The organism is Paraburkholderia sp. BR10936, from assembly GCF_040965735.1.
Taxonomy (GTDB): domain Bacteria; phylum Pseudomonadota; class Gammaproteobacteria; order Burkholderiales; family Burkholderiaceae; genus Paraburkholderia; species Paraburkholderia nodosa_A.
In genome coordinates, this window is sequence record NZ_JBFRCM010000001.1 from 701,483 (window position 1) to 713,943 (window position 12,461).

Genomic DNA, 12,461 nt, shown 5'->3' on the forward strand with positions numbered 1-12,461 from the left:
TCCGGTTCCGTCTCATGCCCGCCCAACTCCTGTCCGCGCCCGATACCGCAACGCCGCTCGCAGCCGCTCTCGCCGGTCTGCCATTCGGCGTGCTCATGGTTTTCGCCATTGCGTTCGGGCTCGTCATCGGCAGCTTTCTCAACGTCGTCGTGCACCGGCTGCCGATCATGCTGGAGCGCGCGTGGCGCGCCGATGTGGCCGAAGCGACCGGCACGCCCGGTCCGCTCTTCGAAGAAGACGGGTTGCCCGCGCGCTACAACCTCTGGCTCCCACGCAGCGCGTGCCCGCACTGCGGCCACGTCTTGCGCGCCTGGGAGAACATCCCTGTGCTCAGTTGGCTCGCGCTGCGCGGGCGCTGCTCGCACTGTCATGCGCGCGTGAGCGTGCGCTACCCGCTCATCGAAATCGCGAGCGGGGCCTGCGCGGTCGGCGCAGTGCTCGCCTTCGGGCCCACCGGCAAGGCGCTCGCCGCCTTCGCGCTGTGCGCCACGCTCATCGCCGCAAGCGCTATCGACCTCGAACACCAGATGTTGCATGACGAGATCACGCAACCGCTGCTGTGGGCCGGGTTGCTGGTCAATTTTGCCGGCACCTTCGTCGCGCTGCGCGAAGCGGTGATCGGTGCGGTCGCGGGTTATCTGGCGCTCTGGTGCGTGTACTGGGTCTTCAGGCTGTTGCGTGGCGTGGAAGGCATGGGCCACGGCGACTTCAAACTGCTCGCCGCGCTCGGCGCGTGGCTCGGCTGGAGCGCGTTGCCGCAGATCGTCGTGATCGCCGCAGTGGCCGGCGCGCTCGTCGGCATCATCGCTACGTTGACGGGACGCATGCGTTTCGAAGAACCGTTGCCGTTCGGCCCGTATCTGGCCGCTGGCGCGCTCGTCACATTGTTTGCGGGCACACCGCTGTATGGCGTATTTGCGTGGGGGAACTGATCAAATGTTCGCGGTCGGATTGACGGGTGGCATCGGTAGCGGCAAGTCCACGGTTGCTGATGGCTTTGCCGCGCGCGGCGTAACGATCGTCGACACCGATCTCATCGCGCATCGCATTACCGCGCCGCACGGCGTCGCGATGGCGCAGATCGTTGCGGAATTCGGCCCTGAATTCGTCGCGCCCGACGGCTCGATGGACCGCGCGCGCATGCGCGCGCTCGTGTTCGGCGACGAGTCCGCGCGCAAGCGGCTCGAGGCCATCACGCACCCGCTGATCCGCTCCGAGACCGAACGCGAAACGCGAGAGGCCAGCGGGCCTTACGTCATCGTGGTCGTGCCCCTGCTCGTAGAGTCGGGCACCTGGAAGACGCGTGTCGATCGCGTGCTCGCCGTCGATTGCAGCGTGGAAACGCAGATCGAGCGCGTCATGCGCCGTAACGGCTTCGCACGCGAGCAAGTGCTCGCGATCATCGCGCGGCAGGCCACGCGCGAGGCACGCCTCGCGGCCGCCGACAACGTGGTGGTAAACGACAACGGCGCGACGCTCGAATCGCTCGATCAAGACGTCGACGCATTGCATCAGACGTATCTCAGGCTCGCGGCCGAAAAGGCCGGCAAGACGTAAAACGCGCCATCGGCGCGCGATTAGCGGGTCACATCGGCATAGCGCCGGGCCGGCGCGATTGCGACCGTGGTCCCACGGCATTAGAATGTCCTGCAATCCGTCACCTACCACGCCCGAGGCGAGCGCGCTTGATTCTTTACGAGTATCCCTTCAACGAGCGAATCCGAACGCTGCTGCGCCTCGAAGACCTGTTCGAGCGCTTCACGTTTTTCCTGACCCAGGAGGATCCGAGGGAACATCACGTCGCGCTCACGACGCTCTTCGAAATCGCCGAAGTCGCAGGCCGCGCCGATCTGAAGTCGGATCTCATGAAGGAACTCGAGCGGCAGCGCCAAACGCTCGCGCCGTTCCGCGGCAATCCCGGCATCGAGCAGAATGCGCTCGAAACCGTGCTGGGCGAAATCGAGCAAACGCTCGCTGGCCTCACGCAGATGCAAGGCAAGACGGGCCAGCATCTGATGGACAACGAGTGGCTCACGAGCATCCGCAGCCGCGCGATCATTCCCGGTGGCACCTGCAAGTTCGATTTGCCGTCGTATTACGCCTGGCAACAGTTGCATCCCGATCAACGCCGTCAGGACATCGCGAAGTGGGTCACGCCGCTGCTGCCGTTGCGCGACGCCGCCGCCATCGTGCTGCGTCTCGCGCGCGAGTCGGGCCAGGCGTCGAAGGTGATGGCGATGCAGGGCAGCTATCAGCAGATGCTGTCGGGCCGCGCGTATCAGCTCATGCAGGTACGCGTGGCACCGGAATTGCGCATGATTCCCGAAGCGAGCGCCAACAAGTACATGCTGTGGGTGCGCTTCACCGTGCAGGACGGCGATCTGCGTCCGCGAGCCGTCGATCAGGACGTGCCGTTCCAGCTCACGCTCTGCAGCTTGTGAAAGCAAACGCGTCGCCAGGCCAGACTCAACGCAAACCAAGTTCTATCGCATGACCACTGTCGTCAAATGTCCGAGCTGCGGCAAGGAAGTCCGCTGGGTGCCGGAGAACCGCTTCCGGCCGTTCTGCTCCGAGCGTTGCAAGCAAATGGATCTCGGTGCATGGGCAGCCGAAAAGTACCGTATTGGCGGCGCCGACGATGAAACGCCGCCGGAAGACGCGCCGCCCACGGATACGCGCCAATAACGATTAAAGCGCCGCGACGCGCTTGCGCCAGGCGAAAAAAAGGCCGCTGTGCGTGATGCACAGCGGCCTTTTGCATCGTGGCGGCCTCGTAGGCCGTTATTCCGCCGCAAGCCACTCCAGCACAGGAATCGTCGCAGGCAAGAGCGGCTCGACGCTCGCCGGCAGCGACTGCCAGACGAACGCCTGACCTTCGCGACCGTGCGGCTCGCCGGTCCACTCGGTCACCTTGCAGAAGTAGAGCCGTACGTAGGCGTGCGGGTAGTCGTGTTCGAGCGTGTGCCACAGGTGGCACGCCTTCACGTCGATGCCCAGTTCCTCGTGCAACTCGCGCGCGAGCGCCGCTTCGACGCTCTCGCCCGCTTCCAGCTTGCCGCCCGGAAACTCCCAGTAGCCTGCATAAGGCTTGCCTTCGGGGCGCTGGGCGAGCAGGTAGCGGCCATCGGGCTGCACCAGCACGCCCACCGCGACTTCCGTCACGGGGCGCGTCGTTGCGGAAGCGTCGTTTGCGCTGTTGGCCTCGGCGCTCATGCCTCTTGCGCCTTCTTGCCCGACCAGTCGCGTGCGAATTGCCACGCCACGCGGCCCGAACGCGAGCCGCGCTCCAGCGCCCAGACGAGTGCGTCGCCGCGCGCCGATTCGACTTCGGCGTCGTCGCAGCCGAAATGGCGCAGCCAGTGGGCGACGATCGTCAGATAGTCGTCCTGCTTGAACGGATAGAAGCTCACCCAAAGCCCGAAGCGCTCGGACAGCGAGATCTTTTCTTCCACCACTTCGCCCGGATGAATCTCGCCGTCGGGCATGTGCTTGTACGTCTCGTTGTCGCTCATGTACTCGGGCAGCAGATGGCGCCGGTTCGAGGTCGCGTAGATCAGCACGTTGTCCGATTGCGCGGCCACCGAGCCGTCCAGCGCCACCTTCAGCGCCTTGTAGCCCGATTCGCCTTCCTCGAACGAGAGATCGTCGCAGAACACGATGAAACGCTCGGGGCGCGTCGAGATGAGATCGACGATATCGCCGAGGTCATGCAGATCGTCCTTGTCGACTTCGATCAGGCGCAGGCCCTGTTGCGCGTACGCGTTCAGGCAGGCCTTGATCAGCGACGACTTGCCGGTGCCACGCGCGCCGGTGAGCAGCACGTTGTTCGCGGGCTTCTTCTGCACGAACTGGCGCGTGTTGCGGTCGATGAGATCTTTCTGCCGGTCGATGTTCTGCAGGTCGTCGAGCGAGATCAGCGAGATCGCGGGCACCGGCTGCAGGAAGCCGCGCCCCTGGCGCTTGCGCCAGCGAAACGCGACGGCCGCGTTCCAGTCGACATCGGGTGCCGACGGCGGTAACACGGCTTCGAGGCGGCCGAGCAGCGCTTCGGCGCGGGTCAGAAACTGTTCGAGCTTATCCATGTGGTGAGCGCGCTTGAAATCAGGAGCGGTAATCCGCGTTGATGCTCACGTAGTCGTGCGAGAGGTCGCAGGTCCAGATCGTGGCCTGCGCGTCGCCGCGGCCGAGCAGCACGCGAATCAGGATCTCGCTCTTCTTCATGACGCGCTGGCCGTCTTCTTCGCGGTAGTCCGGGTTGCGACCGCCCGCTTTCGCCACGAGCACGTCGTCGAGATACAGGTCGATCTTGTCGACGTCGAGGTCCGTCACGCCGGCATAGCCGATCGCGGCGAGGATACGGCCGAGGTTGGGGTCCGATGCGTAGAACGCCGTCTTCACGAGCGGCGAATGGCCGATCGCATAAGCGATCTGGCGGCACTCGGCCACGTCCTTGCCGCCTTCCACCTGCACCGTCATGAACTTGGTTGCGCCTTCGCCGTCGCGCACGATGAGCTGCGAGAGTTCCTGGGCGACGGCCGTCACGGCGTCGCGCAGCGCGGCGTAAGCGGGCGTGTCCGTCGACGTGATCGCGGGCAGGCTCGACTTGCCCGAGGCGATCATGATGAACGAGTCGTTGGTCGAGGTATCGCCGTCGATGGTGACGCAGTTGAACGAGCGGTCGGCCACGTACTTCACGAGTTCGTCGAGCACGGGCTGCGCAACGTTCGCGTCGAAAGCGAGGAAGCCGAGCATGGTCGCCATGTTCGGCTTGATCATGCCAGCGCCTTTGCTGATGCCCGTGAACGTGATGGTGTGGCCGTCGACCGTGACCTGGCGCGACACGGCCTTCGGCAGCGTGTCGGTCGTCATGATGGCCTGCGCGGCGTCGTACCAGTTCGCGGCCCGGCGATTCGCCAGCGCGGCGGGCAGGCCCGCCTTCAAACGGTCGATCGGCAGCGGCTCGAGGATCACGCCGGTCGAGAACGGCAGCACCTGCGAGGACTCGAGGCCGGCCAGGCGCGCGAGTTCATCGCAGGTCTCGCGGGCGTGCTTCATGCCCGGCTCGCCGGTGCCCGCGTTCGCGTTGCCGGTGTTCACCACCAGCGCACGAATGCCCTTGCCGCCCGCGCGCACCTTCGCGAGATGTTCGCGGCACACCGTCACCGGCGCGGCACAGAAGCGATTCAGCGTGAACACGCCGGCCACGCTCGCGCCTTCGTCGACGGAGATCACCAGGACGTCCTTGCGATTGGGCTTGCGAATGTTGGCTTCCGCCCAGCCGAGCGTCACGCCGGCGACCGGATGAAGTTGTGCGGGATCAATCGAGGGGAAATTGACAGCCATGGTGGCGACCTGTCGAAATGGCGATGCCGGCCAGGGCGCTGGAGCCTGGCCGGCATCGGGAATCAAAACGCAAGGCCCACCATGGGAAGCGGGCCACCGGAATCTACGTTCAAGCCTGCGTCACGCGATCTTGCCGTGACACTGCTTGTACTTCTTGCCGCTGCCGCACGGGCACGGATCGTTGCGGCCCACCTTCGGCATTTCGCTGCCCACCGGCGGCGTATGGCTCATGGCCGCGCCCACCATTGCAGCGGCGGCGTCGGCAGCCACCGGTGCGGCAGCCGCCGGAGCCGGCGCCGCGTCGGCTTCGGCGAATTCGGCATGGCGGAACTCGACGTTCTCGACATGATGGCCCTGCTCTTCGATCTGCTCGGCCGCCTGTTCGAGCTGCTCCGGCGACTGGATCTGCACGTTCATCACGATACGCGTGACTTCGAGCTTCACGGCTTCGAGCATCGCGGCGAACAGTTCGAACGCCTCGCGCTTGTACTCCTGCTTCGGGTTCTTCTGCGCATAGCCGCGCAGATGGATGCCCTGACGCAGGTGGTCGAGCGCCGCGAGGTGTTCGCGCCAGCTGCGGTCGAGCGTTTGCAGCATGACCGAGCGCTCGAACGCGCTGAACGATTCGCGGCCCACGAGCGCCACCTTCTGCTCGTAAGCTTCGTCGCCCGCGGCGAGCACGGCCTCGAGAATTTCATCGGCATCGATCGACGACGACTCGTTGATCATCTCCTGGATCGCGAGGTCGAGCTGCCATTCGTTGCGCAGCACTTCTTCGAGCTCGGGCACGTCCCACTGCTCTTCGATACTGCCGTGCGGCACGAACTGGCGCACGATGTCGGTGATCACGCCATGACGCATCGCGCCGATCGTTTCGGTGATGTCATGCGCTTCGAGCAGTTCGTTGCGCTGCTGGTAGATCACCTTGCGCTGATCGTTCGAGACGTCGTCGTATTCGAGCAACTGCTTGCGGATGTCGAAGTTGCGCGCTTCGACCTTGCGCTGCGCCGACTCGATCGAGCGCGTGACGATACCCGCCTCGATCGCCTCGCCTTCCGGCATTTTCAGGCGGTCCATGATCGCGCGCACGCGGTCGCCCGCGAAAATGCGCAGCAGCGGGTCTTCGAGCGAGAGATAGAAACGCGACGAGCCCGGGTCGCCCTGACGGCCCGCACGACCGCGCAGCTGGTTGTCGATCCGACGCGACTCGTGACGCTCGGTGCCGATGATGTGCAGACCGCCCGCGGCCTTTACCCGATCGTGCAGCGTTTGCCACTCGTCGTGCAGTTGCTGGATGCGGCGCGCCTTTTCGTCGGCGGGAATCGCTTCGTCGGCTTCGATAAACGCTGCCTGCTTCTCCGCATTGCCGCCCAGCACGATGTCGGTACCGCGGCCTGCCATGTTGGTGGCGATGGTGACGCGCTGCGGACGGCCCGCTTCAGCGACGATCGCGGCTTCACGCGCGTGCTGCTTCGCGTTGAGCACTTCGTGCGGCAGACCGGCCTTCGTGAGCAGGTTCGAAAGCAGCTCCGAGTTTTCGATCGACGTCGTGCCGACCAACACCGGCTGACCACGCTCGTAGCATTCGCGGATATCGCGAATCACGGCGTCGTAGCGTTCGTTCGCCGTCTTGTAGATCTGATCCTGCTTGTCGATCCGCTTGGGTGTCCGGTTCGTCGGGACCACCACCGTTTCGAGGCCGTAGATCTCGTTGAATTCGTACGCTTCGGTGTCGGCCGTACCCGTCATGCCCGAGAGCTTCGCGTACATGCGGAAGTAGTTCTGGAACGTGATCGAAGCGAGCGTCTGGTTCTCGCTCTGGATCTTCACGTGTTCCTTCGCTTCCACGGCCTGGTGCAGGCCGTCCGACCAGCGGCGGCCGGCCATCAGACGGCCGGTGAATTCGTCGACGATGATGACTTCGCCGTTCTGCACCACGTAGTGCTGGTCCTTGTGGAACAGCGTGTGGGCACGCAGCGCGGCGTACACATGGTGCATCAGCGTGATGTTCTGCGGCGCATAGAGGCTTTCGCCCTGGCCGATCAGGCCCCACTCGGAGAGCATGCGCTCGGCCTTCTCGTGGCCCGATTCCGTGAGGAACACCTGGCGCGCCTTTTCGTCGAGCGTGTAGTCGCCCGGCTTTTCCACGCCCGTGCCGTCGGCCTTCTCTTCGCCGATCTGCTGCTCGAGCAGCGGCGGCAGCGCGTTCATGCGCACGTAGAGTTCGGTGTGGTCTTCGGCCTGGCCCGAGATGATGAGCGGCGTACGCGCTTCGTCGATCAGGATCGAGTCCACCTCGTCGACCACCGCGAAGTTCAGCGTACGCTGCACGCGCGCCTCGGTCTCGTAGACCATGTTGTCGCGCAGGTAGTCGAAGCCGAACTCGTTGTTCGTGCCGTAGGTGATGTCCGCGGCGTACGCTTCCTGCTTCGTCGCGTGGTCCATCTGCGACAGGTTGATGCCGACGGACAAACCGAGGAAGTTGTAGAGGCGCGCCATCCATTCGGCGTCGCGCTGCGCGAGGTAGTCGTTCACCGTCACGACGTGCACACCGCGGCCCGACAGCGCATTCAGGTAGACGGGCAGTGTGGCGACGAGCGTCTTGCCTTCGCCGGTGCGCATTTCAGCGATCTTGCCGTAATGCAGCACCATGCCGCCGATCAGCTGCACGTCGAAGTGGCGCATTTTCAGCACGCGCTTGCTCGCCTCGCGGCAAACGGCGAACGCCTCGGGCAGCAGTTCGTCGAGCGATGTACCTTTGGCCACGCGCTCGCGGAACTCGGCCGTTTTCGCGCGCAGCTGCTCGTCGGTGTACTGCTCGATCTTCGGTTCGAGCGCGTTGATCGCCGCGACCGTCTTCTGATATTGCTTGATCAGGCGCTGATTGCGGCTGCCAAAGATTTTCTGTAAGAAACCGGTGGTCATCGGATCGGTGTCTGCGTCGCGGCTTCGGCCGGGATTCCTGAGGGTGGGTTCAGCGGGTTGTGCAGGGTGTGCACTACGCATCCGGACCGGCGGGACCTCGGCGGCTTTAGCCCAAAATGGTGGATTCGAATCGGGCATTTTAGCACGCGCCCTCTCACCCGCCTGTGTCAGCGCGAAGACGGCTCTGGCGCGCGCGGTGCCCGCACGGACGGCCTTCCCGCCGGGCGGCGAAGGGCCGCGATGCGGCCCTGGCCGAATGGCCTGAAGGCGCTTGAATGAGCGGTGCGCAGGCTACAATGACGACATCGCAGTGCCGCCTGCGCGCTCGCCCATCCTTACGCCACATGAGCCGTTTCTCGCCGTTTTCAAGGTCCAGGGGACCACGCGCCCCCCAGCCGCTCGCCGAAGTGCTGAGCCGCACGGACGCGTTCGCGCCGCTGCGCGCCGGCGTGGAGCAGATCGCGGCGATCCAGCGCGACCTGAATGCGCTGCTGCCCGACTATCTCGCGGCGAGCGTCGAGCCCGGCTTCATCAAGGACGGCACGCTGGCCCTCTTCACTGCGCACAACGCGCTCGCCGCGCGGTTGCGGCATCTGGAGCCGCGGCTCGTGGCCGATCTGCAGGCGCGCGGCTGGGCATTGAACAGCGTGCGCATCCGCGTGCGTCCTCAGGCCGTGAAAGATCCGGCACCGCCCAAGCAGGCGCGCATGACGCCGGTTGGCGCGGCAGCGCTTCAGGCGCTGAGCGAAACGCTCGAGGCCTCGCCGCTGCAGGCAGCCCTCGCGAAGATGGCGGCGCGCCACATGAAAAAGCGCTGATCCGGTGCGCCCAGGGCTCGCGACCGCGCTCACGAAGCCGCGCAAAAAGAAAAAGGGCAGCATATCGCTGCCCTTTTTACTGCCTATACGCTCGAAACTCAGGCGAATGCGGTCTGTGCCTCGTAGCCGAAGCCGCGCGGCGCCTTCTGCGGATCGTCGAACGTGACGATCTCGTAGGCGTCCTCATTCGCGAGCAGCTCGCGCAGCAGCGCGTTATTGAGGCCGTGGCCCGACTTGTATGCGTCGTACGCTGCCAGCAGCGGATGGCCGACCACGTACAGATCGCCGATCGCGTCGAGCATCTTGTGCTTCACGAACTCGTCGTCGTAGCGCAGGCCGTCGTTGTTCAGAATGCGGTACTCGTCCAGCACGATGGCGTTGTCCATGCTGCCGCCGCGTGCGAGGCCGAGCTCGCGCATCATCTCGACTTCGTGCGCGAAGCCGAACGTCCGGGCGCGCGCGATTTCACGCACGTACGAGGTATTCGCGAAGTCCACTTCGAGCGCCTGGCCCGTCTTGTCGACAGCCGGATGGCGGAAGTCGATCGTGAACTTGAGCTTGAAGCCGAAGTAAGGCTCGAGACGTGCGAACTTGTCGCCGTCGCGGATCTCCACGGGCTTCTTGACCTTGATGAACTTCTTCGGAGCGTTCTGCTCCTCGATACCCGCCGACTGGATCAGGAACACGAACGAAGCCGCGCTGCCGTCCATGATCGGAATTTCCTCGGCGGTCACGTCCACGTAGAGGTTGTCGATGCCAAGGCCTGCGCAGGCGGACATGAGGTGCTCGATCGTCGAGACACGTGCGCCGTCTTTCTGCAGCACCGAGGCGAGGCGGGTATCGCCAATCGCCATCGCCGACGCGGGGATGTCCACCGGCGTCGGCAAATCCACGCGCGAAAACACGATGCCCGTGTTCGGCGCCGCCGGACGGAGCGTCAGGTCGACCTTGCGCCCCGAATGCAGGCCGATGCCGACTGTCTTCACGATTGATTTGATGGTTCGCTGCTTCAACATGGTCTTCTTGCTCATTGAAAATCCCAATCGGGACTTTTTAATTCATAGCACGAATTATACTCCAGTTGCGCCGAGTCCGTCTTTTTCACCGGCGTGACAAACTGTTTCCCCGTGTTACCCAATGGGGATGGAGCGCGGGCCGATGCCCGGAACGGAGGCGTTCCCGGGGTAATCGGCCCGCTGGGCTCACGTAATGGCCTGTCACATTTACGCCGCAGGTGCACGTTGCTTCGGGGCAACGCCGCGCCCGCGAACGCGCTCATGCGCGGGTCAACGTGGCGAGTATGCTCGCAGCATCGCTCACTTCGAACTTGCCGGGTGCTTCGACGTGCAGCGTCTTGACCACGCCGTCGTCGACCACCATCGCATAGCGCTGGGAGCGGATTCCCATGCCACGCGCCGACAAATCCTGCTCCAGTCCGAGTGCACGAGTCAACGCTGCGCTGCCGTCGGCCATCATGCGTACCTTGCCCGAGGTACGCTGATCGCGTCCCCACGCGCCCATGACGAACGCGTCGTTGACGGACACGCACCAGACCTCGTCGACACCGGCCGCGCGCAGCGCGTCGAAGTGTTCGACGTAACCCGGCACGTGCTTCGCGGAGCACGTTGGCGTGAATGCGCCCGGCAATCCGAAGATCACCACGCGCTTGCCCGCCGCTTCCTTTTGCACGTCGAAGCTGTTCGGCCCCAGCGTGCAACCCTCGCGCGCGTCTTCGACGAACTCGAAGAGGGTCGCTTCGGGCAGCGTTTCACCCTGTTTGATCATGACTCGTCCTTCGCAACGATGCGCAAGCGTGTCGCGCTGGCGTCGTGCAATGTTGGGCAACGATGTACTCCAAGGTTACACAGGAACGCCTGGCGACACCGCGCCTTTCCCCCACGCTCAACGCGTGGCGGGCAACCGTCCCTGCCGCGCATCCTCGCGGATGCGGCCTTGCTGGTCTTGCTCGCCTTCATTGCTACGCAGCGCGCTGTCTGTCTGCGGGCGAGGGCAACGCGTGCCCTGCCGCAGTCAGATCGGCTCGCGTGTCAGTCCGCCTGCTTGCGCAGGAACGCCGGGATATCGTACGTGTCGACGCCCTTTTCCTGCAGCGCCTGCACGTGCGAAGCCGCGGTGTCGCGCGACGTGCGCCACACTGCCGGCGTGTCGAGCGCGCCGTAGTCGGCCGTGTTGCCGTGGCCGCTGTGCTGCGGTGCGTACGAACCCGCCGGAGCCGGGATCGGCTGGTTGTCCGTGCCCGTGCGCAGCAGTTGCATCGGCGCGGCTTGCTGCTTCTTCGCAGCGCGGCCGAGGCCCGTTGCCACCACCGTCACGCGCAGAGCGTCGCCCATCGCGTCGTCGTACACCGCACCGAAGATCACCGTCGCGTCTTCTGCAGCATAGCTCTTGATGGTGTTCATCACTTCGCGCGTTTCCGACAGACGCAGCGAACGGCTCGACGTGATGTTGACCAGCACGCCGCGCGCGCCCGACAGATCGACGCCTTCGAGCAGCGGGCTCGCCACGGCCTGTTCCGCCGCGAGGCGTGCGCGATCGACGCCGGCGACCGTCGCCGTGCCCATCATCGCCTTGCCCTGCTCGCCCATCACCGTCTTCACGTCTTCGAAGTCGACGTTCACGAGACCGTCGACGTTGATGATTTCGGCGATGCCTGCGACTGCGTTGTTCAGAACGTCGTCCGCGCACTGGAAGCACTTGTCCATCTCGGCGTCATCGCCCATCACGTCGAACAGCTTGTCGTTCAGGACGACGATCAGCGAGTCGACGTGATCCTCCAGTTGCTGCGAGCCGGCTTCCGCCACGCGCATACGCTTGCCGCCTTCGAACTCGAACGGCTTGCTCACCACGCCAACGGTGAGAATGCCCATCTCCTTGGCGATCTGCGCGACGACCGGGGCTGCGCCCGTGCCGGTGCCGCCGCCCATGCCGGCGGTGATGAACACCATGTGCGCGCCGCGCAGTGCGTCGGCGATGCGCTCACGGGCTTCTTCTGCTGCCGCGCGGCCCATCTCCGGCTTCGCACCGGCGCCGAGGCCCGTGTTGCCGAGTTGAATCACGGCCGATGCACGCGAGCGCGAGAGCGCCTGTGCGTCCGTGTTCATCACGATGAAATCGACGCCTTGCACGCCGCGGTTGATCATGTGCTGCACGGCATTGCCGCCCGCACCACCAACGCCTACCACCTTGATGATGGTGCCGTTGGTTTCGGTTTCCAGCATCTGGAATTCCATGTTGCCTCCGTCAAGAAAAAGATTCCGCTCCTCGGCCGTTATCCAGTGGAAGATCGGGCAACCTTCCACTGCGCGCTAGCCGCCGTCACCAGCGCGATTTTCGAAGCTTGTACTTCGCCTTCTG

General features: G+C 64.8%; 12 protein-coding genes. 5 read left to right on the forward strand and 7 right to left on the reverse strand.

Features of this window, described 5'->3' with window-relative positions; genetic code table 11:
* The first annotated feature begins 14 nt into the window (after positions 1 to 14).
* The 4 genes from AB4Y36_RS03280 (at position 15) to AB4Y36_RS03295 (ending at position 2,685) form a co-directional block, all read left to right on the forward strand.
* Positions 15 to 932, forward strand: a complete 918-nt coding sequence (locus AB4Y36_RS03280) for an A24 family peptidase (protein ID WP_368682267.1) — start codon at positions 15 to 17, stop codon at positions 930 to 932.
* 4 nt (positions 933 to 936) lie between these two features.
* Positions 937 to 1,557 carry a dephospho-CoA kinase gene (gene coaE / locus AB4Y36_RS03285; protein WP_069268499.1) on the forward strand — a complete coding sequence of 207 codons (621 nt, stop codon included), beginning with the start codon at positions 937 to 939 and terminating at the stop codon, positions 1,555 to 1,557.
* 128 nt (positions 1,558 to 1,685) lie between these two features.
* Positions 1,686 to 2,441 (forward strand): cell division protein ZapD, encoded by a 756-nt coding sequence (gene zapD / locus AB4Y36_RS03290; RefSeq protein ID WP_028207804.1) that lies wholly within the window; start codon positions 1,686 to 1,688, stop codon positions 2,439 to 2,441.
* Between the two features lie 49 nt (positions 2,442 to 2,490).
* Positions 2,491 to 2,685: a DNA gyrase inhibitor YacG gene (locus AB4Y36_RS03295; protein ID WP_069268498.1), complete on the forward strand. Its 195-nt coding sequence runs from the start codon at positions 2,491 to 2,493 to the stop codon at positions 2,683 to 2,685.
* A 96-nt stretch (positions 2,686 to 2,781) separates the two neighbouring features.
* Here the strand turns inward: AB4Y36_RS03295 and mutT are convergent, their stop codons facing one another.
* The 4 genes from mutT to secA form a co-directional block, all read right to left on the reverse strand.
* A complete protein-coding gene (mutT, locus tag AB4Y36_RS03300) occupies positions 2,782 to 3,213 on the reverse strand; it encodes an 8-oxo-dGTP diphosphatase MutT (RefSeq protein WP_069268497.1) in 432 nt (143 codons plus the stop codon).
* Positions 3,210 to 4,082, reverse strand: coding sequence for an ATP-binding protein (locus AB4Y36_RS03305; RefSeq protein WP_069268496.1), 873 nt, complete (start codon positions 4,080 to 4,082; stop codon positions 3,210 to 3,212). Before AB4Y36_RS03305 ends, mutT begins: the two co-directional genes overlap by 4 nt.
* Before the next feature lie 19 nt (positions 4,083 to 4,101).
* A complete protein-coding gene (argJ, locus tag AB4Y36_RS03310; protein ID WP_368615866.1) occupies positions 4,102 to 5,343 on the reverse strand; it encodes a bifunctional glutamate N-acetyltransferase/amino-acid acetyltransferase ArgJ in 1,242 nt (413 codons plus the stop codon).
* A gap of 120 nt (positions 5,344 to 5,463) precedes the next feature.
* Positions 5,464 to 8,268: a preprotein translocase subunit SecA gene (gene secA, locus AB4Y36_RS03315; protein ID WP_069268494.1), complete on the reverse strand. Its 2,805-nt coding sequence runs from the start codon at positions 8,266 to 8,268 to the stop codon at positions 5,464 to 5,466.
* Between the two features lie 344 nt (positions 8,269 to 8,612).
* Here secA and AB4Y36_RS03320 point away from each other — a divergent pair, with 344 nt between their 5' ends.
* The gene (locus AB4Y36_RS03320; RefSeq protein ID WP_069268493.1) at positions 8,613 to 9,086 is read left to right on the forward strand and encodes a DUF721 domain-containing protein; all 474 of its coding nucleotides are present in this window, start codon (positions 8,613 to 8,615) and stop codon (positions 9,084 to 9,086) included.
* A gap of 98 nt (positions 9,087 to 9,184) precedes the next feature.
* Here the strand turns inward: AB4Y36_RS03320 and lpxC are convergent, their stop codons facing one another.
* From lpxC to ftsZ, 3 genes are all read right to left on the reverse strand, one after another.
* Positions 9,185 to 10,102, reverse strand: a complete 918-nt coding sequence (lpxC, locus tag AB4Y36_RS03325) for a UDP-3-O-acyl-N-acetylglucosamine deacetylase (RefSeq protein ID WP_028207797.1) — start codon at positions 10,100 to 10,102, stop codon at positions 9,185 to 9,187.
* Between the two features lie 259 nt (positions 10,103 to 10,361).
* Entirely contained in the window at positions 10,362 to 10,871 is a 510-nt protein-coding gene (locus AB4Y36_RS03330; protein WP_028207796.1) for a peroxiredoxin, read from the reverse strand.
* Between the two features lie 263 nt (positions 10,872 to 11,134).
* Complete coding sequence (gene ftsZ / locus AB4Y36_RS03335) at positions 11,135 to 12,337, reverse strand: cell division protein FtsZ (protein ID WP_028207795.1); 1,203 nt, start codon at positions 12,335 to 12,337, stop codon at positions 11,135 to 11,137.
* Between the last annotated feature and the right edge of the window lie 124 nt (positions 12,338 to 12,461).